This is a genomic window from Micromonospora sp. NPDC005171 (assembly GCF_040608575.1).
Taxonomy (GTDB): domain Bacteria; phylum Actinomycetota; class Actinomycetes; order Mycobacteriales; family Micromonosporaceae; genus Micromonospora.
Map to the genome: position 1 here is coordinate 26,821 of NZ_JBEXIM010000033.1, position 25,761 is coordinate 52,581.

The following is a 25,761-nucleotide window of genomic DNA, read 5'->3' on the forward strand; positions in this document are numbered from 1 at the left end:
CCCGGGGGCGTGTGGCGCTACGTGGCGAGTAGGGCGAGGGCGCCGCGGACCTGGTCGGCCGAGCGGGCCAGCGCGGCTCGGGCGGCGTCGATCTCGGCGCCCGAGACGAGGGAGACCAACGCCGTCTTCAGGTCTCCGTCGGCCTCGGTGAGGGCCCGCTGGGAGATCTCCTCCGAGCAGCCGGTGGCCTCGACCAGAATCGAGATCATTCGTCCGCGGAGTTTCGCGTTGGTGGCCACCATATCGATCATGAGGTTCGAGTAGACCCGACCCAGGCGCACCATGACGGCGGTCGAGAACGTGTTCAGCACCAACTTCTGTGCGGTGCCCGCCTTCATCCGGGTCGACCCGGTGACCACCTCGGGTCCGGTGTCCACCCCGATGAACACGTCGACCGACCGGGCGGCCTCCGCCTCCGGATTGGCGCAGAGCAGCACCGTCGAGGCGCCCTTGGCGCGGGCTGCGGCGAGCGCCCCGAGGACGTACGGGGTGCGTCCGCTGGCCGCCAGACCAACCACCAGGTCGCCGGCCCGTACGCAACTGGCCGCTTCGACCGCGCCACCCCGGTCATCGTCCTCGGCGTCCTCCACGGCCCGCCACATGGCGTCTGGACCTCCGGCGAGGTGCGCGCAGAACCAGTGTCGGGGCGAGTTGAAGGTGGGGGCCAGCTCGGCCGCGTCGAGGACGCCCAGCCGGCCGGAGGTGCCGGCCCCGAAGTAGTGCACCCGGTGGCCGCCGCGAAGGGCAGCGACCGCCAGGTCGACGGTGGTGGCGATCTCGTCGAGCACCGCGGCGACCGCCGCAGGAACCCGCCGGTCCGCCTCGTTGATCACGGTGAGCACGTCCCGGGTCGACATCAGGTCCAGGTCGACGCTGAGCGGGTTACGCCGTTCGGTGGGTGCGCCCACCCGGACCGTCGGGCGAGCGGGCGGTGCGGGCATCTCCGCACCGGCCGTCATGCCCGCCTCCGGTTGGCACCCACCCGGTGCGACTGGACCGCCTCGGCGGTCGCCTCCAGCGCCTTGCGGGCCCGGGCCCGGTTGCGGGCCGCCACCCCGACGAAGAGGCAGTCGACCACGGTGAGCTGGGCCAGTCGGCTGGCCGTCGCACCGGAGCGGTAGGTGGTCTCCCGGGCTGCCGTGGTCAGCACGAAGTCCGCCACGTCGGTGATCGGCGAGCGCGGGAAGTTGGTCAGCGCAACGGTCGCGGCACCCCGGGTACGGGCCTGCTCCAGCACCTCGATCACGTCGGAGGTGGTGCCGGTGTGCGAGATGCCGATCGCCACGTCTCCCCGGCCCAGCAGGGCGGCCGAGGTCAGCGCGGTGTGAACGTCCGGGAAGTAGAAGGCGATCCGGCCGATGCGGTGCAGCTTCTGCTGGAAGTCCGAGGCGACGAACCCGCTGGCGCCGGCGCCGTAGATGTCGATCCGGCCGGCACCGCCGATGGCCTCGACCACCTGCTCGCAGACCGCCGGGTCGAGTTGCTCGGCAGTCTCCTCGACGGCGCGGGCGTCGTTGAACGCGATGGTGGCGATGATCTGGGCGAGGTCGGCACCGGGTGGGATGTCACCGCCGACCACTCGGGCGTCCGGTGGTTCGATCCGGCGGGCGGCCTCGGCGGCCAGGCGAATGCGCAGTTGAGGGTAACCGTCCATGCCCACCGAACGGCAGAAGCGGATGACTGTCGCCTCGGACGTCTCGGCTGCGGTGGCGAGGTCGGTGATTGTCCGACGGGCGGCGGCAGCCGGGTCGGAGACCACCAACCGGGCGACCCGCTGCTCGGCGGGCGACAGCGACGGCAACAGCCCGCTGATGTGGACGATCAGCCCACCGGGCTCGTGACTCGCAGAAATCTTCGCACTCTTCGCCACGGATGAAACTTACTTTCACCAAGCGTGAGCGTCAACCATGACTGTCCGAGGTGGGGGAAACTTCGATCGCCGGGATCACCGGTCCCGCACAGCCTGCCACTTCCCCAGGATCGCCGCCTCATCCGCCGGGTCGAGTCCACCTTGCCGGACGGCCGCCGGATGCGCGGTCATCCACGACGCGGTCGCCCGAACGGTGTCGGCCAGCGGACGGACCGTCAGACCGGCGTCCAGGGCCGGTCGGACCTCCCGGTCCATCAGGCCACCGGTCTCCGGCAGTCGCACCCAGAGCGGCAGCGCCCGCTCCCCCGACCACTCGCGTACGTCGTGGGACAGCAGAAACTCCTGATCGACCCAGGTGAGGACCGGGTCGACGACGCCCAGGCCGGCGGCCACCCCGGCCACTGCTCACCTTGCACTCGCCGTACCAGCGGTTATCCGGGCCGATCGGACCGTCCACGTCCGGCGGCGCCGGGGGCAGGATCGGCGCGTCCGCCGCGGTCTGGCCCGGGGTGGTGTCGTCCGCGTACACCGAGATCGTCGAGACGAACGACCAGTGGCCGACGTGGTCGGCGAGCGCGGCGAGCGCGTGCCGGGCATGGCTCACCTGGCGGGTCACGTCGACCACGGCGTCGAAACCCTCGTCGGCAAGCGGGACGAGGGCCTCCGGGTCATCGCGGTCGACCGCCACGAACCGCGCCCCGGCCGGCACCGCGCCGGACACGCCCCGGGCCGCGCAGGTCACCTCGTGATCCTGCTCGCTGGCGAGGCGGGCCGTCGCCCGGCCAAGGAACCGGGTGCCACCAAGAATGAGGATCCGCATGCACCGATCCTGCGCCCGCAACAGCCGCACGAACCAACCACTCTGCCCACGGCAGACCGCGATCATGAAGTTGTTGTCACTCACCTCGGCGCGTCGCGGCAACAACTTCACGATCGACGGACGAGGCGCGGTGGGGGCAGGGGGCGGGGGCGGAGGGGGCCGGGGCACTAGCGTGAGGGGCATGGCAGAGCGCAGCGTGTTGGTGACCGGAGGTTCCGGCGGGCTCGGCGGGGCGGTCGTCACCGCGTTCGTCGAGGCGGGCTGGCGGGTGGTCGTACCGGAGCGGAAGGCCCGACCCGGGTCGGAGCCGGCGGCGGCCGGACTGGTCCGGGTGGTCGCGGACCTGGGCGAGCCGACGGGCGCGGCACAGGCGGTCGAGGTCGCCGCCGGCGAACCGGGGGCGCCGCTGCGCGCGGTGGTCAACCTCGTCGGGGGGTACGCCAGCGGCGGGCTGGTGCACGAGACGCCGGTCGAGGAGTTCGAGCGGATGCTCACCGTCAACCTGCGGCCGACCTACCTGGTGACCCAGGGCGCGCTGCCGCACCTGGTGGCTTCCGGCGGCGGCGCGGTGGTCTGCGTCTCGGCCCGCGCGGCGGTCTCCCCGTTCCGCGGCGCGGCTGGCTACTCGACGGCGAAGGCGGCGGTGCTGGCCTTCGCCAACGCTGTCGCTGTGGAGTACCGGTCGCAGCACGTGCGCTGCAACACAGTGCTGCCCAGCGTCATCGACACCCCGGCGAACCGGGCGGCCCAGCCCGACGCGGACCACTCCCGCTGGGTGACGCCGGAAGAGATCGCGCCGGTGATCCGGTTCTTGGCGTCGGCCGACTCCGCCCCGACCAGCGGGGCCACCGTTCCGGTCTACGGGCGGGCCTGAGCCACCATCGGGCCGGCCTCGTCCCCGGCCGGTGGCAGCCAGGTCTCCAGGTGCGCCTGGATCTGTTCGGTCACCTCCTCGGCCGGGCGACCCGCGTCCACCAGCACGAAGCTGGGGTACTCGGGTAGCGCTCGATAGGCGGTGTCGGCGGCGGTGAGCCATCCCATCGTCTCGTGGTCGGTGCCGCGTTCCTCGATGCGCCGGTACGCCTCCGCCGGGTCGACGGCGAGCAGGAAGGTCACCTGCGGCGTCGGGAACAGCCGGTAGCCGGCCCGGGCGAGCCGCTCCCAGCGCTGCCCGCCGTGTGCCCGGATGCTCGCGTACTGGCAGGCCGAGTAGCGGTCCATCACCGCCGTCCGGCCGGTGAGCAGACAGCTGAGCAGGGCGATGGCGATGGCCAGCCACCGCAGCACCGACTCCACGGCCAACACGCCGTCGCGCCCGACGAGCCGTTGCGCGTCCGGTCGGCCGAGGCGGTGGGCGAGCTGGCCGAGCCAGCGCCGGCCACTGGCGTTGCGGCGGTAGCTGGCGGGGCGTCCGGCGGCGGTCAGCGCGTCGGCCAGCCGGTGTGCCTGAGTGGTTTTGCCCGAACCGTCGATGCCGATCAGGGCGACGGTGCGCAATCGGGCCTTGCGTCGTCGCATCCCCGATGATCTGGCCACTCTCCACAGGTTATCCGACCCACGCACCTGCTCCGTGAGGTTTGTCATGGTTCATCCCTGTTGACGCCCGACCGCGACACCAGCAGGTGTGGGCGACCGGAATGCCGGGTACCGGAGTTCGAAATCCAACCGCCGGTCCACCAACACGACGACGGAGGAACCAGATGGCTGAGCGCGGGGACGAGAGTCTGGTGCACACCCTCAAGAAGGTCGCCGCCGTGCTCAAGCAGTCCGAGATTCCGTTCGCCCTGGGCGGCAGCTTCGCCGTCTACGCCCACGGGGGCCACTCGAGTGATCACGACGTCGACTTCCTGATCCGGGAGGCCGACGTCGACCAGGCGCTGGAGGCGCTGGTGGCCGCCGGCTTCGTCTCCGAGCGCCCCCCGGAGGACTGGCTGGTGAAGGTCTTCGACGACGGCCGGATGGTGGACCTGATCCACCGGCCGATCGAGACGCCGGTGACCGAGGAGACGTTCGCCGACACGGTCGTCCGGCCGGTCGACGCGATCCACATGCCGGTGCTGTCCGCCACCCAGTTGATGGTGCACAAACTGCTCAGCTTCTCCCAGCACTACTGCGACTTCGCCCGCGGTCTGCCGCTGGCCCGCTCGCTGCGGGAGCAGATCGACTGGGAACGGGTACGCAAGGAGACGCAGCACTCGCCGTACGCCGAGGCGTTCCTGGTGCTGCTGGATCGGCTGGAGGTGGTGCCCACCGCCGGCCCCCAGCCAGGAGAGGGGACATCGTGACCCACCATCGCGACATCGACGCCGGGCCACCGGACGAGTACGTCGAGGCGGAGATCCAACGGCTGCTCGTCGAGGACCCGGCCGTCGCCGAACAGGGGATCACAGTGGTTCGACGGGAACGCGCCCTCGTGCTCTACGGCGAGGTGGAGAGCACGCACCGGCGGGAGGAGATCCTGCGTCGGGTGTCCGAGCGGTTCCCGGACGTGCCGATCACCAGCGACATCGGGGTGATCCGCACCGAGGCGCCCACGGAGATCGAGCAACTGCCCTGAGGGAGGTTCCATGGTGATCCGGATTGCCGCTGTGGGCGACGTGCATCTGGACGAGGACGTGGTCGGCCGGTTCCGACCGGCGTTGGAGGAGCTGCCGGAGTGCGCCGACGTGCTGCTGCTGGCCGGGGACCTGACCCGGCACGGCACCGAGGCCGAGGCGCGCTGTGTGGCAGAGGAGTTCGGTGGGTTGGCCGTACCTGTGGTGACCGTGCTCGGCAACCACGACCACCAGTGTGACCAGGTGCCACAGGTGGTCAAGGTGCTGGAGGACGCGGGCATCACCGTGCTGGAGGGCAACGGCGTCGTGCTGGACTGCGCGGGTGGCCGGCTCGGCATCGCCGGCGTGAAGGGCTTCGGCGGCGGGTTCGCCGGGCGGTGCGCGAGTGACTTCGGCGAGCCGGAGATGAAGGCCTTCGTACGGACCACCACCGACAGCGCGGACCGTCTCGGTGCGGCGCTGCGCTCGCTGGACTGCGACATGCTCGTCGCGCTCACCCACTATTCCCCGGTGCCGGACACACTGGCCGGCGAACCGTTGGAGATCTACCCGTTCCTCGGGTCGTACCAGTTGGGGCAGGCGATCGACTCGGCGCCCACGGCGCTGGCCGTGCACGGGCACGCGCACGCCGGCACCGAGCGCGGCACGACCCCCGGCGGGGTACGCGTCCGCAACGTCGCGCACCCGGTGATCAAGCAGGCGTACAGCGTCTTTCACGTTGGCGATCAACTCGACACCGACCAGGTTTCCCCGCTCGGCCAGTCGGGTAGTCAGAGGTCATGGAGCTGATTCTCTGGATTCTCGCAGTCGTACTCGTGGTCGCCGGCATCCTCGCGCTGTTCCGCCGGCAGATCCTGTGGGGCATCGTCCTCATCGTCGTCGGGCTGTTGGTCGGCCCGGGTGGTGTCAGCATCTTCAATTAGCGCTCGTATCGCAGTAACACCGGGACCCGCCGGGGTCGCCGCGACCGGAGCTTCGTCCTCCCGACAGAAGCACCGGCCGTGGCGATCCCGGCGCTTTTTTGTGGGTGGCCGGGCCGGCACCGCCCTCCCGCCCCACCGTGTGAGCCGACCCGGAGAGGAAATATCTCGACCATGGAGAGATCTCAGGACACGCCCGCGACCTCCGGGCGGCGGGCGTGGTGGGCCCTCGCCGGCTTCGCGGCGGCGGTGGTTGTCGCGGCCGCGATCGGCGGACTGGGTGTGCAGGGCACCACCGACGAGTACGCGAGCCTGCGGCAGCCCGGCTGGGCCCCGCCGTCGTGGCTGTTCGGGCCGGTCTGGTCGCTGCTCTACGCGCTGATCGCGGTGGCCGGCTGGCTGGTGTGGCGGCGGGTCGGCTTCTCCCCCGCCCTCTGGGCGTGGACCGCCCAACTGGTGCTCAACGCGATCTGGACCCCGCTCTTCTTCGGCGCGGGGAAGTACGGGCTGGCGTTCGCCGAGATCGTGCTGATGTGGCTGGCGATCGGCCTGACCGTGGTGCTGTTCGCCCGGGTGTCCCGGGTGGCGGCGGCGCTGATGCTGCCGTACTGGGCCTGGGTCACCTTCGCCGCCGCGCTGAACCTGTCGATCTGGCAGCTGAACTGACCGACCGGTCCCCGACGACGGTGGCCGCCGGGGACCGTGGCCGGGTCAGCAGCGGGGTACGCCGGGGATGTAGCCGTCGGAACCGGTGTACACGTACGCGTCGGCGATGAAGCGGCCGGAGCCGATCCGGTCCCAGATCGAGCTGGTGCCGTACGTGCCGGTGACAGTGGTGCCGCTGGTCTGGCAGGCGATGGTCACCCGGGTGCCGTCGGCGACGGTGCCCACCGCGGCGTACCCGGTGCCGGGGCCGGAGCGGACGGTCAGCGGCGTGCCGCTGGTGTCGACAGTGCCGTTGCCGCTGCCGGAGGAGCACCCGTTGTTGCTGGTGTAGCTCTTGGTGCCCCAGTACAGCGCGAGGGTGCCGTTGAAGCGGACCTGGATGTCGGCGCCGTTGAGGCGCTGCTCGTAGTGCAGGTGGGGGCCGGTCGATCCCCCGGTGCTGCCGACCCACCCGAGCACCTTGCCGTACCCGACGGTCTGGCCGACCGAGACGTTGAAGCCGTTGAGGTGGGCGTAGTAGGTGCTGTATCCGCCCCCGTGGTCGATTCGGACGTACTTGCCGTAGCTGGTGCCGCCGAGGTCGGTCACCCGGTCGACAGTGCCGGGGGCGCTGGCGACCACCGGGTCGCCGAGGTCGTCGGTGCGGTTGAAGTCGACTGCGTACGCCGGGCTGTGGTCCGACCGGGTCTGCCCGGACCAGGACTGGCCGCACGGGAACGGCACCTTGAAGGTCGGCGCGGCCATCGCCGGGGTCGCCGGCACCAGCGCTCCCCCGACGAAGAGACCCGTCACCAGCAGGCTGATCCACCGCTTTCGCATACAGCTCCTCCTATGTCGAAAACCTTCGATGTGGTAGGCCCAGCCTGACAGATATCGTCAATCTTCGAAAGAGTCCCCAGCGCGTCCCGGGAGCGCGCCCACCAGGCAGCCCGCAGGTTTCCGGATTGTTACTCGCTCGTGTCTGACAGGGGGTGGACCGCGCCGGATGCAAGCGCTTACATGTGTGCACGCCCAATCGGACCGGCGACGGGTCACCAGCACGACCGCGCCGGCTAGGAAGGAGGACGGCATGGCGGTCTTTACCAGACCACGCCAGGCCTTCGTGATCGCCGGCGTACTCGGGCTGGCGCTCAGCGCCACCGCCTGCGGTACCGGCGACGACAAGAAGAGCAACAAAGCGGGCTCCGCGGAGTGCGCCGCATACGACAAGTACGAGGGCCACGACGGCAAGAAGGTCTCCATCTACGCGTCCATCCGTGACGCCGAGGCCGACCTGCTGGAGCGGTCCTGGTCGCAGTTCACCGAGTGCACCGGCATCGAGATCGACTACGAGGGCAGCGGCGAGTTCGAGGCGCAGCTCCCCGTCCGGGTCGACGGCGGCAACGCCCCCGACATCGCCTTCGTGCCCCAGCCGGGCCTGGTGAAGCGATTCGCGGACGCCGGCAAGCTGAAGTCGCTCAGCGCCGACACCAAGGCCCTCGCCGAGCAGAACATGCCGGCCGACTGGCTGAAGTACGGCACCGTGAACGGGACGCTCTACGGCGTGCCGCTCGGTGCCAACGTGAAGTCCTTCGTCTGGTACTCGCCGAAGACGTTCAAGGAGAAGGGCTGGGAGGTTCCGACCACCTGGGACCAGCTCATCGCCCTGAGCGACAAGATCGCCGCCAGCGGCATGAAGCCGTGGTGCGTCGGCGTCGAGTCCGGTGACGCCACCGGTTGGCCGGCCACCGACTGGATCGAGGACGTGATCCTGCGTACGCAGGGCCCCGAGGTCTACGACCAGTGGACCACCCACGGCATCCCGTTCAACGACCCGAAGATCGTCGACGCGGTCGACCGCGCCGGCAGCATCCTCAAGAACGAGAAGTACGTCAACGGCGGCTTCGGCGGCGTCAAGAGCATCACCACCACCGCCTTCCAGGAGGCGGGCCTGCCGGTGACCACCGGCAAGTGCGCGATGCACCGACAGGCGTCGTTCTACGCCAACCAGTTCCCCGAGGGCACCAAGGTGGCCGAGGACGGCGACGCGTTCGCCTTCTACTTCCCGACCATCGACCCGGCCAAGGGCAAGCCGGTGCTGGGCGCGGGCGAGTTCGTCGTCGCCTACGCCGACCGTCCCGAGGTCCAGGCGGTGCAGACCTACCTCGCCTCGGCGGAGTACGTGAACAGCCGGGCCAAGCTCGGTAACTGGGTCACGGCGAACAACAAGCTGGACATCGCCAACGTCGCCAGCCCGATCGACAAGCTCTCCGTCCAGATCCTGCAGGACAAGACGGGCACCTTCCGCTTCGACGGATCCGACCTGATGCCGGCCGGCGTCGGCGCGGGAACGTTCTGGAAGGGCATGGTCGAGTGGCTGAACGGCAAGGCGACCGCCCCGGTGCTCCAGGGCATCGAGAGCAGCTGGCCTAAGTGATCCCCGGCGGTGGCCCGGTCCGCTGACGCGGGCCGGGCCACCGGCCGAGGTGGACCCGGAAGGGAGGGTTGATGGAGTTCGACTTCGCCGATGAGCAGCCGAAGCTCCTCATGCTGATGTACGGGCTGGTCGCCTTCGTGCTGGTGGTGGGTGGTCTCCTACTGCTGCTCGACGTGGTGCCGGCCTGGTTCGCCCGGCGACGGGAGGCGCAGCTCGTCGCCGCCCCCGCGAGCGGGGCCCCGCTGCCCCGTCGGCCCAAGCAACGGGAAGGGATCTTCGCGTTCTTCTTCCTGCTGCCGACGCTGCTGCTGCTCGTCATCGGTCTGGTCGTGCCGGCCATCCGCACCATGCTGCTCTCCCTGATGAACAGGACCAGCACGGAGTGGGTGGGGCTGGACAACTTCGGCTGGATGTTCTCCGACGACTCCATCGTCCGGGTCCTGATCAACACCCTGGTCTGGGTGCTCCTGGTCCCGCTGGTGGCGACCGGCTTCGGCCTGATCTACGCCGTACTGGTGGACAAGGCCCGGTTCGAGTCGGTGGCCAAGTCACTGATCTTCCTGCCGATGGCCATCTCCTTCGTCGGCGCCAGCATCATCTGGAAGTTCGTCTACGCCTACCGGGGTGACGGCGACCAGATCGGCCTGCTCAACCAGATCGTGGTCAGCCTGGGCGGTGAGCCCAAGCAGTGGCTTCTCGAATCACCACTGAACACGCTGCTGCTGATCGTCATCATGATCTGGATCCAGGCCGGCTTCGCCATGGTGGTGCTCTCCGCCGCGATCAAGGCGATCCCCGGCGACATCGTCGAAGCCGCCCGGCTCGACGGCGTCAGCCCGTGGCAGATGTTCTGGCAGATCACCATGCCGAGCATCCGACCCGCGTTGATCGTCGTGATGGTGACCCTCACGATCGCCACGCTCAAGGTCTTCGACATCGTCCGGACCTCGACGAACGGCAACTACGACACCAGCGTGATCGCCAACGAGATGTACAACCAGGCGTTCCGGTACGGCGAGAACGGGCGGGGCTCCGCGCTCGCGGTCTTCCTCTTCATCCTGGTCATCCCGGTCGTGATCTACCAGATCCGTAACCTCCGTCAACAGCGGGAGGGCTGAGATGACGACCGCAACGCCCACCGTCGCCGCCGGCACCCAGAAGACCGACGGCACCCCGTCCACCACTGCCGGCCGGGTCCGCAAGCGTTTGAACAGCCGCACCGCGACGCTCGTCTCGATCGTCATCGCGGTGGTGTGGACCATCCCGACCTTCGGCCTGCTCATCTCCTCCCTCCGCCCGGAGGACGAGATCAAGACGACCGGCTGGTGGACGGCCTTCACCAACCCGCAGTTCACCTTCGAGAACTACGAGCAGGTCCTGTTCGGGCGGTCGGCGTCCTCCGGGCAGCTGGCCGGTTCCTTCATCAACTCGCTGGCCATCACCATCCCGTCGGTGCTCTTCCCGCTCGCCTTCGCGTGCCTCGCCGCGTACGCGCTCGCGTGGATCAACTTCCGCGGCCGGGACTGGCTCTACATCGCGATCTTCGCGTTGCAGATCGTGCCGTTGCAGATGGCCCTGGTGCCGCTGTTGAAGTTCTTCTCCACCGGTGTCACCGTCGGCGGCGTCACCCTGATGCCGGCCTGGGATCTGGTCGACGAGCAGAAGTTCGCCCAGGTGTGGTTCGCGCACACCTGCTTCGCGCTTCCGTTCGCGGTCTTCCTGCTGCACAACTTCATCTCGCAACTGCCAGGTGACCTGATGGAGGCGGCCCGGGTCGACGGGGCCACCCACCCGAAGATCTTCCGCACCATCGTGCTGCCGCTGATCACCCCGGCGCTGGCGGCGTTCGGCATCTTCCAGTTCCTCTGGGTCTGGAACGACCTGCTGGTCGCGCTGATCTTCGCCGGTGGCGGCGACGAGACCGCCCCGCTCACCGTCCGGCTCGCCGAGATGGCCGGCACCCGAGGCAACGAGTGGCAACGCCTCACCGCCGGTGCGTTCGTCAGCATCGTCATACCGCTCATCGTGTTCCTGTCCCTGCAACGCTTCTTCGTGCGAGGTCTGCTCGCCGGCAGCGTCAAGGGCTGACCCGCGCGCCCGCCGCCGCCTGGCCCCTCGGGCGGCGGCGGGCGCTCCGGGCACGGAGCGGGGGAAACCGTGACGAGGATCGATGATGTGGCCCGGCTGGCCGGAGTGTCCACGGCCACCGTCTCGCGGGCGCTGCGCGGACTACCGACGGTCTCGGCCGCCACCCGCCGCCGGGTGATCGCCGCCGCCGAGCAGCTCGACTATGAGGTCTCACCGAGCGCGTCGCGGCTCGCCGGCGGCCGAACCGGCACGGTCGCGGTGGTGGTCCCCCGGATCACCCGCTGGTTCTTCAGCACCGTCGTCGAGGCGGTCGAGGAGTACCTCCACCAGTCCGGCTACGACCTGCTGCTCTACAACCTGGGCGGCCGGGAGCAGGTCCGCCAGCGGGTCCTGCGTACGGCCAACCTGCACAAGCGGGTGGACGCCATCATGCTGGTCGCCACGCCCCTGCGCCCGGCCGACCTGACCGCGCTGGCAACGCTGGAACTGCCCGGCGTCACCATCAGCTCGGGCAGCAGGGTGCCCAACTGGCCCTGCGTACGGATCGACGACGTGGCTGCCGCACGGGCAGCGACCAAGCACCTGATCGACCTCGGTCATCACCGGATCGCCCACATCTCCGGCGACCCGGACGACGAGTTGGCCTTCACCACCCACCTGGACCGACGCCGGGGTTACCAGGCGGCGCTGCGTTCCGCCGGCCTGCGACCCGACCCCACCCTGGACATCGAGTCCACGTTCACCATCGACGGCGGCAACCGGGCCACTGCCGAACTGCTGGCCCGCGGCGAGCCACCGACCGCGATCGTCGCCGCCTGCGACGAGATGGCGATGGGCGCGATGACCGCCCTGCGCGACGTCGGGCTGCGGGTGCCGCAGGACGTCAGCGTGGTCGGCATCGACGACCACGACCTGGCCGGTGTGCTCGGGCTCAGCACCGTCGCCCAGCCCGCCGCCGAGCAGGGCCGGCTGGCCGCCCAGATGCTGCTCGACCCGCTCGGGGCCCGGCCGCCGGGCCCCATCGTCAGTCAACGGGCGGCCGGTTGGGACACTCCGGTGGTCCTGCCCACCCGGTTGGTGGTCCGGGACTCGACCGCACCGCCCCGGGCACACTGAAATCCACACACCGCAACACGGGAGACGACCCTGAACACCGACCCGACGCAGCAGACCCTCTCCGGTCAACCGGACACCGGCTGGTGGACCGAGGCCGCCATCTACCAGATCTACCCCCGCTCGTTCGCCGACTCGGACGGGGACGGAATCGGTGACCTGCCCGGCATCACCGCCCGCCTCGACCACCTGGTCGAGCTGGGCGTGGACGCGGTGTGGCTTTCTCCCTTCTACCCGTCGCCGCAGGCCGACGCCGGCTACGACGTGGCCGACTACCGCGACATCGACCCGCTGTTCGGCACCCTCGCCGACGCGGACAAGCTGATCGCCGAGGCCCGGTCCCGCAACCTGCGGGTGATCGTCGACCTGGTCCCGAACCACACGTCAGCGGCGCATCGCTGGTTCCAGGCCGCGCTGCCTGCCGCCCCCGGCAGCCCGGAACGGTCGCGGTACATCTTCCGGGACGGACGCGGTCCGGCCGGCGACCAGCCGCCGAACGACTGGCAGAGCGTCTTCGGCGGTCCGGCCTGGACCCGGACGGTCGACGCCGACGGGCAGCCCGGCCAGTGGTACCTGCACCTGTTCGACACCGGGCAGCCGGACCTCAACTGGGACAACCCGGAGGTGCACGCGGAGTTCCTGGACGTGCTGCGCTTCTGGTTGGACCGCGGGGTGGACGGATTCCGGGTCGACGTGGCGCACGGCCTCATCAAGCAGGCCGACCTTGCGGACTGGCAGGAGCCGCAGGAGATCCTCTCCGGCAACGAGATCGACAAGCCGCGCCCGCCGATGTGGGACCAGGACGGCGTGCACGAGATCTACCGGCAGTGGCGGCAGGTGCTGGACAGCTACCCCGGTGAGCGGGTGCTGGTCGCCGAGGCCTGGGTGGAGCCGGCCGAGCGACTGGCCCGCTACGTCCGCCCGGACGAGATGCACCAGGCGTTCAACTTCGAGTACCTGCTCGCCGCGTGGACCGCACCGGCCCAGTACGCGGTCATCACCCGCTCGTTGGAGGCGACCGACTCGGTCGGCGCGCCGACCACCTGGGTGCTGTCCAACCACGACGTGGTGCGGCACGCCTCCCGGCTCGGCCTGCCGGTCGGCACCGTACGCCCCAACGGCATCGGCATCGGCGACCCGCAGCCGGACGCCGCGCTCGGTCTGCGCCGGGCCCGGGCGGCCACCCTGCTGATGCTCGCGCTGCCCGGCTCGGCGTACCTCTACCAGGGTGAGGAGCTGGGGCTGCCCGAGCACACCACACTGCCCGACGAGGCCCGGCAGGACCCGACCTGGGCGCGCAGCGGGCACACCCAGCGCGGCCGCGACGGCTGCCGGGTGCCGATCCCGTGGGAGGCCGACGCCCCGTCGTACGGCTTCGGGCCGACCGACGCGAGCTGGTTGCCGCAGCCCGCGCTCTGGGCGGAGTACGCGCTGGATCGCCAGCGCGACGTGCCCGGCTCGACGTACGAGCTGTACCGCACGGCGCTGCGGTTGCGCCGTGCCCACGGGCTGGGTCGCGGCACCCTGGCGTGGCTGTCCTCCGGCGACGAGGTGCTGAGCTTCCGCAACGGTGAGCTGACCGTGCTGACCAACTTCGGCGCCGCCCCGGTGCCGGTGCCGGCCGGCGCCGAGGTGCTCGCCGCGAGCGCGCCCCTGGACGACGACGGCGCGGTCCCGGCCGACGTGACGGTCTGGCTGCGCGGCTGACCTCGCGCCGACCACATCCTCAAGATCGCGCTACTTCCACGATGTAGTGGCCTCGCGCCGCTAGAAGGCAACGAGAACCAGGAAGTAGCGCGATCTTGAGAGGCGCGCGGCGCGCCGGGCGCGCAGGGCGGCGCGCGGGGTGTCAGAGGCGGTCGGCTCGGATGTGCAGCAGGTCGTGCACGTTGTCGATGTCCGCCGGTGAGGTTCGCGAGGCGAGCCAGTACATGATCCCGGTCGGGATGAAGAAAAGTTGGAACGCGGCCAGCCCGACGGCGAAGTTCAGCGGCGGCGGGAATGCCGTTCGCAGTGCTTGGAAGGCCACCCCGACCAGCCCGTTGCCGGCCGCGCGACCGACCCCGTTGACCAGGTTGCCCAGACTGTAGACGGTGCCGCGGTGCTCCGGCGGGTTGACGTCGGCGATCAACGCGAACCAGTTCGGCGAGTTGGCAGAGGTCAGCGCGAGCGCCACGACAGCGGTGAGCAGGCTCAGCCCGACCGACGGCTCAGTGAAGACACTGGTCAGCACCGCACCGACCACCGCGCCTCCGCTCGCGCCGTCCGGCACGTCGATGGTCACCGGGACGAAGAACAACACCAGGTAGAACGGCAGCGCGGCGAGGATGCCGACCGAGGCGACAAGTGCCCGCCCCCGAGGGGTACGCCGTTGCACCGCGTCGCCGATCAGCCCACCCACGATGGACAGCACCCCACCGAGCTGGAACAGGGTGGCGAAGACGCTGCCCACCACCACAGCGGTGGACGCGGAGTAACCCTGGGCCTCGGCCCGTTCGGCGAAGAGCACCGGCAGCCAGACCAGCGAGCCGAACGCGGCCTGCGCGGTCAGCCCCTGCAGGATCAGCCACCTGTTGGTCCGACGGGCAAGAATGCGCGGCAGGTCGGCGCGGCTGATCCGGTAGTCGTACTCGGCGCCGGCGTCAATCCTGCCGGCCAGTTCCGGCTCGCTCTGACCACGCCGGATGTCGTACGTGAACAGGTAGGCCACTGTGGCGACCAGGCCGACGCCGGTCAGCAGCAGGAACGGTCGCCGCCAGTCGGCCGCCCCGAGCAGTCCGCCGACGAGCGTGCCCGCGAGGGTGCCCACCCCCTGGGAGAGCCCCCAGAAGCTCATCACCAGCCCCCGCCGGGTCGGTGAGATCAGGTCGGTGACCACGGAGAAACCCACCGAGCCGACCGCGCCGAGGCCGACCGCCGCGACCAGCTGCGCGGCCAGGAACGTCAGGTAGCCGCCGGCGAGCGCGCTACCGCCGGTGCCCGCCGCCCAGAGCAGCGTGCCCACCATGAGCAGCGGCTTGCGGTTGGTCCGGTCCCCGACGTACGCCCAGCCGACCGCCGCGACCGCGCTGACCAGGAAGCTGACCGCGGTGACCACGCCGAGCAGCCGCCCGGACACGTCGAACGCGTCGGAGATCGGGCCGTACAGCGGGGGGACCAGCCCGATCGCCACGTTGTCCAGTGAGGCGAGCAGCACGAACACCACGACGCTGTAGGCCCGGTGCGCCGGCCCACCGCCCCGACCGTGCGGGCGCAGGCCGGGCCCGCCACTGGTCACCGTCATGACCGGCAGCCAACCAGATTCCGTGCAGGAGGTCGTCACGCGGGTGGGTGCCGGCCATCGTCGACCGGCACCCACCCGCGTCGATCCCGACGCTCAGCGCCGGTCGAGCACCAACCCGCGGGCGGCGGCGTACTGGTCGCGGACGGCGGGCACTGCCGCTGCCGCGTACTCCTCGGTGCCCTCGACCGTCCAGACCGGCGGCGTGGGACCGCCCAGGGCGACCCAGGCGGCCTGCCGGGCGGCGCCGTCGGCGACATACTCCCCGGCCGGCGGGACGACCACCGGGCAGCCGAAGACCTGCGGCGCGATCTGACGCACCGCGGCCGACCGAGCCCCGCCGCCGATCAGGATGACCCGGCGGGCGACGGCACCCTGCGCGGTCAACGCGTCCAGGCCGTCGGCGAGCGCGCAGAGCATGCCCTCCACCGCGGCCCGCGCCAGGTGCGCGGGGGTCGAGGTACGCAGGGTCAGGCCGTGCACCGCGCCGGTGGCGAGCGGGCGGTTCGGTGTCCGCTCACCCTCCAGGTACGGCACCATGACCAGCCCGTCCGCTCCGGCCGGCGCGGAGAGCGCCAAGTCGGCCAGCTCGTCCAGGCTGACGCCGAGCATCGCGGCGGCGGCGTCCAGCACCCGGGCGGCGTTGAGCGTGGCAACCAGCGGCAGGAACCGACCGGATGCGTCGGCGAAGCCCGCCACGGCACCGCTCTCGTCGGCCGCGGGAACGTCCGCGACGCTGAACACGGTGCCGGAGGTGCCGATCGAGACGATCACGTCACCCGGCCCGGCGCCGACGCCGAGCGCGGCGGCGGCGTTGTCGCCGGTGCCCGCGCCGAGCAGCGCGCCACCCGACCCACCCAGGTCGTCGGCCAGCTTGCCCGCCGACTCCGCCGGGCCGAGCACCTCGGGCACCACCAACTGTCGGCCGAAGCCCCGCTCCAGCAGGTCCAGTCGGTAGTCACCGGTGGCCGGAGACCAGTAGCTGGTGCCGCTGGCGTCACCCCGGTCGGTACGCAGCGCGCCCAACCCCGGTGCGCCGGCCAGCCGCCAGGTCAGCCAGTCGTGGGGCAGACAGACGGCGGCCACCTTGGCCGCCAGCTCCGGCTCGTGCGTCGCCAACCACCGCAGTTTGGTCAGGGTGAAGCTGGCTACCGGAACGCTGCCGGTGGCCTCGGCCCAGAACCGACGCCCGGCCGAGCCGCCGCCGGCCTCCTCGATCAGGTCGGCGGCGGCGTCGGCGGAGCGGGTGTCGTTCCACAGCAGCGCCGGGCGGACCGCCCGGCCGTCCTCGTCGAGACACACCATGCCGTGCTGCTGGCCGGCGACGGAGATCGCCGCCACGTCGGCCAACCCGCCGGCCTGGTCGGCGGCGCTGCGCAGCGCCTGCCACCAGGCTTCCGGGTCGACCTCCGTGCCGTCCGGGTGCGGTGCCCGGCCCTGCCGGAGCAGGGCGCCGGTCTCCGCGTCCCGGATCACCACCTTGCAGGACTGGGTGGACGAGTCAACGCCTGCGACCAACGGCATGGCGGGGCCTCAGCGGGCGCCGAGCAGGTGCTCGACGGCGAGCTGGTTGAGCCGGACGAAGGCGAAGCCCCGGGCGGCGACCGCGTCGACGTCGACGTCCTCGAACGCGGACCGGTCGGCCAGGAACTCGTCGTAGCCCTCGCCGTCGCCGAGCGTCGGCGTGCTCAGCTCGCCGACCTTGCTGGCGGCGAGTGCCTCGATCACCTCGGGGTCGGCGCGGAACGCCGCCGCGCGCTCCTTGAGCAGCAAGTAGGTGCTCATGTTGGCCGCCGCGGAGGCCCACACACCGTCCATGTCCTCGGTGCGGGAGGGCTTGTAGTCGAAGTGCCGCGGACCGTCGTAGGTCGGCCCGCCGTTGGGGCCGCCGTTCTCCAGGAGGTCAACCAGGGCGAACGCGTTCATCAGGTCACCGTGACCGAAGACCAGGTCCTGGTCGTACTTGATGCCGCGCTGGCCGTTGAGGTCCAGGTGGAACAGCTTGCCCTGCCAGAGCGCCTGGGCGATGCCGTGGGCGTAGTTGAGCCCGGCCATCTGCTCGTGGCCGACCTCTGGGTTGAGGCCGACCATCTCCGGGTGGGCCAGCTGGGAGATGAAGCCGAGCGCGTGCCCGATGGTGGGCAGCAGGATGTCGCCGCGCGGCTCGTTGGGCTTCGGCTCCAGGGCGAACCGCATGTTGTAGCCCTTGTCGATGACGTACTGGGTGAGCAGGTCCACGGCCTCGCGGTAGCGGTCCAGGGCGGCGCGGACGTCCTTGGCGAGGTCGTACTCGGAGCCCTCGCGGCCACCCCACATGACGAAGGTGCTCGCACCCAGCTCGGCGGCCAGGTCGACCTGACGCAGCACCTTGCGCAGCGCGAAGCGGCGGACGTCGCGGTCGTTGCTGGTGAAGCCCCCGTCCTTGAAGATGGGGTGGGTGAAGAGGTTGGTGGTGACCATGGGCACCACGAGGCCGGTCTCGTCGAGGGCCTTGCGGAACCGGGCGATGTGCTGGTCACGGGTGGCCGCGTCGACGCCGAACGGGATCAGGTCGTCGTCGTGGAAAGTGATGCCGTACGCGCCCAGCTCGGCGAGCCGGTGCACTGCCTCGACCGCGTCGAGCTCGGGACGGGTGGCGTCACCGAAGGGGTCGCGGGCCTGCCAGCCCACGGTCCAGAGCCCGAAGGAGAACTTGTCGGCGGGGGTGGGACGGGGTGCCATGAGCGACCTCCGGGGTGGTGTTGTCCGCTATTTGTTCAGCGATTGAATTATTTGCCCACCCTATGGCACTGTCAAGGGGTGAGCCTCACCCACGCCCCGGCCGGCGCAGTCCGTCAGGGCAGTCTGCGCGAGCTCAACCTCGCCCTGGTCCTCGGCCGGATCGCCGCGGCCGACCGCCCTCCGTCCCGGGCCGACCTGGCTACCGCTACCGGCCTGACCAGAGCCACCGTGTCCGCGGTGGTCGAGGACCTGCTCGCCGGCCGGCTGGTCAGTGAGTCCGACCCCGCGCCCCGCTCGGGCGCCGGCCGGCCTGCGCGCGGGCTGGTCCTGGCCGATCAGGGTCCGGCCGGGCTCGGCCTGGAGGTCAACGTCGACTACCTGGCGGTCTGCGTGGTGGATCTCGCCGGCCAGGTCCGACACCGCACGGTGCACCGGGCCGACCTGCGTCCGGTGGCCCCCGCCGACGCCCTGGCCCGCCTGGTCGAGATGGCCGGGGCGGCCCGCGACGACGCTGCCCGGCACGGCCTCACCCTGGTCGGGGCCGCGCTCGCGGTGCCCGGCCTGGTGGACGACGTCGGGCTGGTCCGGCTCGCGCCGAACCTCGGCTGGCGTGACGTGCCGGTGCCCGCGCTGCTCGCCGAGCACCCCCCGCTGATCGAGCAGGTGCCCGGCGTCCCGGCGCTGGTGGTGGACAACGAGGCCAACCTCGCCGCGCTCGGCGAGCTGCACTCTCAGCCGCCCGGCCCGTCCAGCTTCCTGCACATTTCCGGAGAGGTGGGCATCGGCGCCGGCATCGTGCTGGACGGTGCGCTGTTTCGCGGCGTACGCGGGTGGAGCGGCGAGATCGGGCACCTTCCGGTCCACCCCGAGGGCCGTCCGTGCCGCTGCGGCGGGCAGGGCTGCCTGGAGCAGTACGCCGGCCAGGAGGCGATCGTGGCCGCTGCCGGGTTGGCCCGGGCGGAGCTGCCCGCGGACACCGCGACAGCCCGGCTCGCCGAGTTGGCCGAGGCCGGCGACGCCGACGCGCTGCGGGCGCTGCACGACGCCGGAACGGCGCTCGGCGTCGCGGTGGCCGGCGTGGTCAACCTGCTCGACCTGGACACAGTGGTGCTCGGTGGCGGTTACGCGGCGCTCGCACCTTGGCTGTGCCCCCGGGTCCTCGCCGAGATCGACGCCCGGGTGCTCACCGCAGCCTGGTCGCCGGTCACGGTCCGGCCGTCGACGCTCGGCGCGGAGGCCGCAGCGGTAGGTGCCGCCGGCTCGGTGGCCCGCCGGATCGTCGCCCAGCCCGCCGGCTGGCTGGCCCGCTCCGACTGATCCCCACCCCGCGCCGGGGGCCCCCGTCGGGGAGGGCCGGTATCTTTGCCCCCAGGCAACGATCCCCGGTGAGGAGTCCAGAAACAGCATGCGCACACGTCGTCAGACGCGGGCCGGCGTCCGGCGGTGACCACCACCCGGCAACCCGGCGGCACTCCGCTGCCGGCCGACGAGCGGTTGGCCCGCGAGCTGCTCGACGGGCTCGCCGAGGCCGTGCTGACAACGGACGGGACCGGCCGGGTCACCCTGGTCAACGCCAGGGCGGCCGAGCTGATCCCGGAGATCGACGCCGGCACCGAACTGGCACGGTAACCCCGGTCTCGGTCGGTGGCATGCCGGTGGGGGCGCTGACGGCCGCACGGTTCGCCGAGACCCGGATGCACCTCGATCCGGGCGACCTGCTGCTCGCGTACACCGATGGGGTGACCGGGGCGCGCGGGCCGCGCGACGCGGCGATGTTCGGCGAGGCCCGGTTGCGTGCCGCGCTCGCGTCGGCGGCCGGGCAACCGCCGGCGGCCCTGATCGACCGGGTGCTCCGGGCTGTCGACGACTGGCTGGACGGGCAGGCCCACGACGACATTGCGATGCTGGCCGTCGGTGGCTCGGCGCCGGTATGACCGACGGGCGCCGGCCCAGCCGGCTCGATCAGGCGGTACGCGCCACCGGCGGGTCGCCGGCCGGCCATTCTCGGGTGGTGCCTACCGAACGTTCCGGGCCGCCCGACGAACCCGTCCACCCCGCCCGGGTCTGCCGACCCGAATCGACCGACCAGTCCCCCGACCGGCCACCGGGCCCGTCCGGGTCGTCCGGCCAGTCCCCCTGGCCCGGCGACTCATCCGGCGTGGGCGCGTTCTGCGTCTGCTGGCGGCGGGCGGTCTCGTCGAACTCCCGCATCCCGCGCAGCAGCGCGTCGCGGCCTTCCCGGCTCATTCCGGCCAACACGGCGTCGAGTTGGGCCTGCCGGTCGGCCCGCAGCTCGGCGACGAGCCGGCGGGCCTCCGGGGTGAGGTGCAGCGAGATCTCCCGCCGGTCGAAGCGGCCCGGCTCGCGCTCCAGCATGCCGGCGGCGACCAGCCGGTCGCAGAGACGGCTGGCGGAGCTGAGCAGCATGTCGAGTCGGGTGGCGAGCCGACGCAGGTTGATCCCGTCGTACTGCTCCACCACCATCACCGCTCGCAACTGGGCGCCGGACACGCGGTTGGCGGTCCCCTCCCGGGCAGACTCCCAGATGCCCAGCAGGGCAGCGGCCGCCGCGTCCAGCGCGGCAGCCATACTCGTCTCAGGGTCCGTCGGACGGTTCAGTTCGGCCATGGTGGCCCGAGACTACTCCGAACCCACTGGTGGTCGAGCTTTCAGCGAGGGAGTGACGATGAGCGAACCGGTCAATCAGGCACGACGTGCCCTGAACGAGACACCGGCTGACCGGCTCGTCGGTGGAATCGGGGATGTGCTCGCCCAGTCGTACGGGATCACCCACGTCGAGCTCTACCAGGTCGACTACCGGATCGCGGAGCTGCTGCCACTCACCGACGGTGACTCGATCACCAGCCCCGGGCACCCGGCCTGGCGCGCCTTCGACCACCAGTCGCCGATTCTGATCGACGGCACCGCCTGGTTCCCGGTCACCATGCGTGGCGAGCGTCGAGGGGTGCTGCGCCTGTCGCCCGTCCCGGACGACCGGGAGGTCGTCGCCGCGCTGGCCGAGATCGCCACCGCTCTCGCCCACGAGGTGGCGGCGGTCTCCGCCGGCACCGACGTCTACCGGGCGGCCCGGCGCACCCAACGCCTCACCCTGGCCGCCGAGATGCAGTGGGACCTGCTCCCGGGCCGCAGCCGGATCCGTCCCTCGTTCAGCCTCGCCGGGCAGTTGGAGCCGGCGTACGCGGTGCGCGGCGACAGCTTCGACTGGTCCGACGACGGGGAGCGGCTGTGGCTGTCCACCATCAACGGCACCGGCGAGGGCGTGGCCGCCTCCCTGCTCACCTCGCTGGCTACGCACGCGCTGCGCAACGCGCGTCGGGCCGGGCTGAGCCTGGCCGACCAGGCCGCCCTCGCCGATCAGGCCATCTACGACCTGTACCGGGGTGAGCAGCACCTCTCCGCGCTGCTGATGGAGCTGGACCTGCACTCCGGGGTGATGACAGTCGTGGACGCCGGGTCGCCCCGACTGGTCCTGCTACGCGGCGGCGAGGTCACCGAGCAGCCGCTGGAGGCGCAGTTCCCGCTGGGCATGTTCGAGGCGACCGACTACCACGAGCAGAAGTTTCCGCTGGAACGCGGCGACCGGGTCTTCGTGGTCAGCGACGGGGTGGTGGAGGCCACCGGTCAGCACATGCCCTACGGCGAGACGGCACTGGACCGGTTCCTGCGGCGGACCGGGCCGATGGCCCCCCTGGACGCCGTCCGGTCGCTGATCGGTGATCTGCGTGCGTTCGTCGCCGGTGACCTGGTCGACGACGCGGTGGTCGTCTGCCTGGACTGGACCGGCCCGCAGCCGTGACCGCTGCTCAATACGCGCCGCGGCCGTTCAGCACCGCGCCGAAGGTCTTCCAGAGAATGGTGAGGTCGGCGGCGAGGGACCAGTTCTCCACGTAGTAGAGGTCGAGCCGGATGCCGTCCTCCCAGCTCAGGTCGGAGCGGCCGCTGACCTGCCACAGACCGGTCATGCCGGGCTTGACCAACAGCCGTCGGGCCACGTCACCGTCGTAGCGGGCCACCTCCGAGGGCAGCGGCGGGCGGGGCCCGACCAGGCTCATCTGGCCCAGCAGCACGTTCACCAGCTGCGGCAGCTCGTCCAGTGACCATTTGCGCAGCAGCCGGCCGACGCGGGTCACCCGGGGGTCCTGGCGCATCTTGAACATCAGGCCGTCGGTCTCGTTGCGCGCGGTCAGCTCGGCGAGCAACGCGTCCGCGTTCACCACCATCGTGCGGAACTTGAACACGCCGAACTCCTGCCCACCCCGGCCGACCCGGACCTGCCGGAACAGCACCGGGCCCCGGCTGTCCAGTTTGATGGCCAGGGCGATGAACGCGATCAACGGCAGCAGCACCGCCAGCGCCAGCGAGGAGACGGACCTGTCGACGAGACCCTTCACCAGCTTGCGGGCCCCACGGAACTCGGGCGCCTCGACGTGGATCAGCGGCAGGCCGGCGACCGGGCGAGTGTGGATCCGCGGGCCGGCGACGTCGGTCAGCGCGGGTGCCACGACCAGGTCGACGCCGGTCCCCTCCAACTGCCAGCCGAGACGGCGCAGCCGGGTCGCGGTCAGCTCACCGGAGGCGGTCACCGCGACAGTGTCCGCGCCGATCGCGGTGGCGGCCTCCGGGATTCCCCGGAACGACCCCACCACCGGCACGTCACCCAGCCGCTGCGCCACCGGCGCGAGCAGCGCGTCCGGGATGCAGGCGCCCACCACCTGGTAGCCGGCGTACGGCTCGCGGCGCAGCGTGTGGACCAGCTCCAACACGTGGGCGGTGTCGCCGACCACCAGCACCTTGCGGGACCAGCCCGCGCCCAGCGAGCGGGCCCGGTGCAGCCGCTTGCGGGCGGCGAACCGCGCCACCTCCAGCCCGACGGTGCCCACCGCGAAGGAGATGCCCAAAAAACCCCGGGAGACGCCGACGTCGGCGATGTAGCCGATGATGGCGATCGCCCCGGCCAGGCGCAGGCTGGCGGAGCTGACCCGCCGGTACTCGTCCGCCCCGTAGCCGATCACCCGGTCGTCGTAGCAGCCGAGCGCCTTGAGCGAGGTCAGCCAGGCCAGCACCAACCCGGGGGCGACCAGCACGTACGGGATCTCCGAGCCGGTCGGCTCGCCCTCACCGAAACGGGTGACGTACCCGATCAGCAGCGCGATGATGAGGACTGTGGTGTCCAGTACCACAAGGACCCGTACGTAGGACCGTTCGTCGGCGCGGGCCACCAGCCCGGCGCGTCGACCGTCCGGCTCCGCCGACGTCGTGGGGGTCAACAGTGTCGCCACGCTCACCGGCCCTCCCACTCTGTACAGGATGGCCCCGGCCGACGGGTCGGACCGGAGGCGGACCGACTATGCCGGAACAGTCGACATCCTGCCTTGACAACTATGACTGCCGATTACTTCCGACGTATTGCCGTCACTTTTCTTCAACAACCTGCTGGCCGAAAAGGGGCCTGCCAGACCGAATCGACGGTACGGCAGGCCCCCTGGACGTCTGAGCGTCGGATCAGCGCGGCGCAGGCGGACGCCGGGCGATGGCGCTGAGGAAGATGCTGCCGATCTCGCTCGGGTCCTTGGTGACGAAGACGTCGCCACCGGTCACCTTGGTGATCGACTCCAGCTCTGCCTTGCTGACGCCCTCGCCGATACCGATCATGATGACCTGGACCGGCCGCTCCGGGTCGGCGGCCCGCTTCAACTCGGCGAGCAGTTGCCCCTGGCTGACACCGCTGTTGTCCTCGTTCTTGCCGTCGGTGAACAGCACGATCGAGTTGACCCGGCCGGGCTGCCAGTCTTCCTGCACCGCCTTGTAGGCCGCCAGCATGGTGTCGTAGAGGCCGGTGCCGCCGTCGGAGGGCCGGACGGTGGCCAGCGCCCCCTCCAACTGGGCCCGCTGGCCGGAGAGCGGCCCGATCGGGACCAACTGCCGGTAGTCCCGGTTACCGACGAGCTTGGTGGAGAAGGTCCACAGGCCGATCGACCAGGAGTCGTCGAAGAGGCCCAGGCCACGACGCGCCGCGTCGACGGTGACCTCCTCCCGGCTCCGGTTGTTCGCGGAGGGAACCGGCTCCTTCATCGAGCCGGAAACGTCGATGACGGCCAGCATCCGACCGGACTGGGTGGCGATCGACCAGCTGGAGACGACCCGCTGGATGGCGGCCGGGTCCAGGCCACCCGCCGCGGTGCCGCCGTTCGCCGGTGCGGTCGGAGCGCCGCCGGACGGGCTCGGCGCACCCTGCGGCGCCTTGAAGCCGGCGCCCCAGTTGCCGTCCGGCGCGCGCAGCGACTGCGCGGCCAACCGGTCGCGGAAGGTGGGGCTGGTGAGCAGTTCGAACAGCACCTTGGCCGCCGACGCCTTGCTCGGCTCGATGCCGGGCAACACCGCGTACGGGTAGTCCAGCGGCATCGGCGCCGGCTGCATGTAGAGCGCGGCGAGCGGCACCGGCGGCTTCTTGCTGTTGTACGCGATCACGTCTTCTTCGGACAGCGCCGCCGCGCCGAGACCACTGGCGATGGACGTCGCGTCGTTGGCCGTCGGGAAGCGGGCCAGCAGGTCGTTGCGGAGCGAGGAGCGCCCGGTGGCCAGCGCGCGCAACGCGCCGACGGTGTTGCGCTGGGCGTCGCCGCCGGCACCGTTGGCGGCCGCGGTCAGCGAGAGCAGACCGGACAGACCCGCCGCGTCGCGGGTCGGCTCGACGATCCCGGTACGCAGCGGCGTGCTGGTGTTGTTGACCTGCTTGAGCAGGTCGGTCCAGTTGAACTCCTTGTCCGGCCAACCCAGCCGGGTGGCGATCGGCTCGGGCATCGCGACGACGATCGGGCTACGCGCGATGGACGCGCCGTTGGTCGGAGCGAACGCGGTCGCGTCCTTCTTCAACCGCAGCAGCCAGGTCGAGGAGTCGGGCACCCAGACGTCCGGGCTGACGGCGGTGCCACTGGCCTGCCCCACACCGGCCAACACCGCGCCGTGCTTGGCCGCCACCACGGCTGCCACGTCGACCGGGTCGGACGCGGAGACGTCAACGCGGATGCAGGTCGGGCCTACCGCGGCGCCGTCCTTGACCCACTGGGACGCGGCGGCGTCCACCGCCGGCGCGAGTTCGGAGGCGACCGCCACGGCAAGGCGGATCTCCCCCGAGCAGCTGGGCTGGACCAACTCCCGATAACCGAACCACGCGCCCGTCGTCACGACGAGCACCCCCGCCGTTGCGGCGGCGGCGGCTAGGTGGAGTTTCGAACGCATGCGATGGCGGCCTGCTGACACGGTGACCATCTTGCGTACTAGGTGCCGTCTC

General features: G+C 71.2%; 26 protein-coding genes and 1 pseudogene. 15 read left to right on the forward strand and 12 right to left on the reverse strand.

Going from position 1 to position 25,761, the window contains the following annotated elements:
* Window positions 1-17: 17 nt before the first annotated feature.
* The 4 genes and pseudogenes from murQ to ABZU74_RS27010 all read right to left on the reverse strand — a co-directional run.
* Window positions 18-959 (reverse strand): N-acetylmuramic acid 6-phosphate etherase, encoded by a 942-nt coding sequence (gene murQ, locus ABZU74_RS26995; protein WP_355429316.1) that lies wholly within the window; start codon window positions 957-959, stop codon window positions 18-20.
* Window positions 956-1,870, reverse strand: a complete 915-nt coding sequence (locus tag ABZU74_RS27000) for a MurR/RpiR family transcriptional regulator (RefSeq protein WP_196919430.1) — start codon at window positions 1,868-1,870, stop codon at window positions 956-958. Before ABZU74_RS27000 ends, murQ begins: the two co-directional genes overlap by 4 nt.
* A 75-nt stretch (window positions 1,871-1,945) precedes the next feature.
* Window positions 1,946-2,272 carry a hypothetical protein gene (locus tag ABZU74_RS27005; protein ID WP_355429421.1) on the reverse strand — a complete coding sequence of 109 codons (327 nt, stop codon included), beginning with the start codon at window positions 2,270-2,272 and terminating at the stop codon, window positions 1,946-1,948.
* Window positions 2,273-2,516: 244 nt separating this feature from the next.
* Window positions 2,517-2,873, reverse strand: a pseudogene (locus ABZU74_RS27010) (NAD-dependent epimerase/dehydratase family protein); the annotation flags it as partial.
* On the opposite strand from ABZU74_RS27010, the gene ABZU74_RS27015 reads away from it, so the two are divergent.
* On the forward strand, window positions 2,872-3,564 hold the full coding sequence (locus ABZU74_RS27015; protein WP_355429319.1) for an SDR family NAD(P)-dependent oxidoreductase: 693 nt from the start codon (window positions 2,872-2,874) through the stop codon (window positions 3,562-3,564). The pseudogene ABZU74_RS27010 and the gene ABZU74_RS27015 sit on opposite strands and share 2 nt — an antisense overlap.
* Here the strand turns inward: ABZU74_RS27015 and ABZU74_RS27020 are convergent.
* Window positions 3,549-4,208 carry a thymidylate kinase gene (locus ABZU74_RS27020; RefSeq protein ID WP_355429412.1) on the reverse strand — a complete coding sequence of 220 codons (660 nt, stop codon included), beginning with the start codon at window positions 4,206-4,208 and terminating at the stop codon, window positions 3,549-3,551. The genes ABZU74_RS27015 and ABZU74_RS27020 overlap by 16 nt on opposite strands.
* A gap of 119 nt (window positions 4,209-4,327) precedes the next feature.
* On the opposite strand from ABZU74_RS27020, the gene ABZU74_RS27025 reads away from it, so the two are divergent.
* The 5 genes from ABZU74_RS27025 (at window position 4,328) to ABZU74_RS27045 (ending at window position 6,831) form a co-directional block, all read left to right on the forward strand.
* Window positions 4,328-4,975: a nucleotidyltransferase gene (locus ABZU74_RS27025; protein WP_355429322.1), complete on the forward strand. Its 648-nt coding sequence runs from the start codon at window positions 4,328-4,330 to the stop codon at window positions 4,973-4,975.
* Complete coding sequence (locus ABZU74_RS27030) at window positions 4,972-5,247, forward strand: hypothetical protein (protein WP_355429325.1); 276 nt, start codon at window positions 4,972-4,974, stop codon at window positions 5,245-5,247. Before ABZU74_RS27025 ends, ABZU74_RS27030 begins: the two co-directional genes overlap by 4 nt.
* Before the next feature lie 10 nt (window positions 5,248-5,257).
* Window positions 5,258-6,034: a metallophosphoesterase gene (locus ABZU74_RS27035; RefSeq protein ID WP_355429328.1), complete on the forward strand. Its 777-nt coding sequence runs from the start codon at window positions 5,258-5,260 to the stop codon at window positions 6,032-6,034.
* Entirely contained in the window at window positions 6,025-6,168 is a 144-nt protein-coding gene (locus ABZU74_RS27040; RefSeq protein ID WP_007464364.1) for a GPGG-motif small membrane protein, read from the forward strand. The genes ABZU74_RS27035 and ABZU74_RS27040 overlap by 10 nt, the downstream gene beginning before the upstream one ends.
* Before the next feature lie 171 nt (window positions 6,169-6,339).
* Complete coding sequence (locus ABZU74_RS27045; RefSeq protein ID WP_355429331.1) at window positions 6,340-6,831, forward strand: TspO/MBR family protein; 492 nt, start codon at window positions 6,340-6,342, stop codon at window positions 6,829-6,831.
* A 45-nt stretch (window positions 6,832-6,876) separates the two neighbouring features.
* Here the strand turns inward: ABZU74_RS27045 and ABZU74_RS27050 are convergent, their stop codons facing one another.
* Entirely contained in the window at window positions 6,877-7,650 is a 774-nt protein-coding gene (locus ABZU74_RS27050) for a peptidoglycan DD-metalloendopeptidase family protein (RefSeq protein ID WP_355429333.1), read from the reverse strand.
* A 250-nt stretch (window positions 7,651-7,900) separates the two neighbouring features.
* Here ABZU74_RS27050 and ABZU74_RS27055 point away from each other — a divergent pair, with 250 nt between their 5' ends.
* From ABZU74_RS27055 to ABZU74_RS27075, 5 genes are all read left to right on the forward strand, one after another.
* On the forward strand, window positions 7,901-9,247 hold the full coding sequence (locus ABZU74_RS27055; protein ID WP_355429336.1) for an ABC transporter substrate-binding protein: 1,347 nt from the start codon (window positions 7,901-7,903) through the stop codon (window positions 9,245-9,247).
* A gap of 71 nt (window positions 9,248-9,318) precedes the next feature.
* Window positions 9,319-10,365: a sugar ABC transporter permease gene (locus ABZU74_RS27060; protein WP_355429338.1), complete on the forward strand. Its 1,047-nt coding sequence runs from the start codon at window positions 9,319-9,321 to the stop codon at window positions 10,363-10,365.
* 1 nt (window position 10,366) lies between these two features.
* On the forward strand, window positions 10,367-11,335 hold the full coding sequence (locus ABZU74_RS27065; RefSeq protein ID WP_355429341.1) for a carbohydrate ABC transporter permease: 969 nt from the start codon (window positions 10,367-10,369) through the stop codon (window positions 11,333-11,335).
* 69 nt (window positions 11,336-11,404) lie between these two features.
* Window positions 11,405-12,451 (forward strand): LacI family DNA-binding transcriptional regulator, encoded by a 1,047-nt coding sequence (locus ABZU74_RS27070; protein WP_355429343.1) that lies wholly within the window; start codon window positions 11,405-11,407, stop codon window positions 12,449-12,451.
* 30 nt (window positions 12,452-12,481) lie between these two features.
* Entirely contained in the window at window positions 12,482-14,155 is a 1,674-nt protein-coding gene (locus ABZU74_RS27075) for a glycoside hydrolase family 13 protein (RefSeq protein WP_355429415.1), read from the forward strand.
* Window positions 14,156-14,297: 142 nt separating this feature from the next.
* On the opposite strand, the gene ABZU74_RS27080 is transcribed toward ABZU74_RS27075, so the two are convergent.
* The 3 genes from ABZU74_RS27080 to xylA all read right to left on the reverse strand — a co-directional run bounded on the left by ABZU74_RS27080 (window position 14,298) and on the right by xylA (window position 18,449).
* Window positions 14,298-15,731, reverse strand: a complete 1,434-nt coding sequence (locus ABZU74_RS27080; RefSeq protein WP_355429346.1) for an MFS transporter — start codon at window positions 15,729-15,731, stop codon at window positions 14,298-14,300.
* Between the two features lie 93 nt (window positions 15,732-15,824).
* Entirely contained in the window at window positions 15,825-17,252 is a 1,428-nt protein-coding gene (xylB, locus tag ABZU74_RS27085; RefSeq protein ID WP_355429349.1) for a xylulokinase, read from the reverse strand.
* Window positions 17,253-17,261: 9 nt separating this feature from the next.
* Complete coding sequence (gene xylA / locus ABZU74_RS27090; RefSeq protein ID WP_355429351.1) at window positions 17,262-18,449, reverse strand: xylose isomerase; 1,188 nt, start codon at window positions 18,447-18,449, stop codon at window positions 17,262-17,264.
* A 78-nt stretch (window positions 18,450-18,527) separates the two neighbouring features.
* Here xylA and ABZU74_RS27095 point away from each other — a divergent pair, with 78 nt between their 5' ends.
* The 3 genes from ABZU74_RS27095 (at window position 18,528) to ABZU74_RS27105 (ending at window position 20,383) form a co-directional block, all read left to right on the forward strand.
* Window positions 18,528-19,766, forward strand: coding sequence for an ROK family transcriptional regulator (locus ABZU74_RS27095; RefSeq protein WP_355429354.1), 1,239 nt, complete (start codon window positions 18,528-18,530; stop codon window positions 19,764-19,766).
* 126 nt (window positions 19,767-19,892) lie between these two features.
* Window positions 19,893-20,078 (forward strand): PAS domain-containing protein, encoded by a 186-nt coding sequence (locus ABZU74_RS27100; RefSeq protein WP_355429356.1) that lies wholly within the window; start codon window positions 19,893-19,895, stop codon window positions 20,076-20,078.
* Between the two features lie 26 nt (window positions 20,079-20,104).
* The gene (locus ABZU74_RS27105) at window positions 20,105-20,383 is read left to right on the forward strand and encodes a SpoIIE family protein phosphatase (protein WP_355429359.1); all 279 of its coding nucleotides are present in this window, start codon (window positions 20,105-20,107) and stop codon (window positions 20,381-20,383) included.
* Window positions 20,384-20,411: 28 nt separating this feature from the next.
* Here the strand turns inward: ABZU74_RS27105 and ABZU74_RS27110 are convergent, their stop codons facing one another.
* Window positions 20,412-21,038 carry a MarR family transcriptional regulator gene (locus ABZU74_RS27110; RefSeq protein WP_355429362.1) on the reverse strand — a complete coding sequence of 209 codons (627 nt, stop codon included), beginning with the start codon at window positions 21,036-21,038 and terminating at the stop codon, window positions 20,412-20,414.
* Between the two features lie 97 nt (window positions 21,039-21,135).
* On the opposite strand from ABZU74_RS27110, the gene ABZU74_RS27115 reads away from it, so the two are divergent.
* Complete coding sequence (locus ABZU74_RS27115; RefSeq protein WP_355429365.1) at window positions 21,136-22,266, forward strand: PP2C family protein-serine/threonine phosphatase; 1,131 nt, start codon at window positions 21,136-21,138, stop codon at window positions 22,264-22,266.
* Window positions 22,267-22,273: 7 nt separating this feature from the next.
* Here ABZU74_RS27115 and ABZU74_RS27120 read toward each other — a convergent pair whose 3' ends face one another.
* Window positions 22,274-23,689: a sugar transferase gene (locus ABZU74_RS27120; RefSeq protein WP_355429418.1), complete on the reverse strand. Its 1,416-nt coding sequence runs from the start codon at window positions 23,687-23,689 to the stop codon at window positions 22,274-22,276.
* A 283-nt stretch (window positions 23,690-23,972) separates the two neighbouring features.
* The gene (locus ABZU74_RS27125) at window positions 23,973-25,730 is read right to left on the reverse strand and encodes a substrate-binding domain-containing protein (RefSeq protein ID WP_355429368.1); all 1,758 of its coding nucleotides are present in this window, start codon (window positions 25,728-25,730) and stop codon (window positions 23,973-23,975) included.
* Window positions 25,731-25,761: the final 31 nt, after the last annotated feature.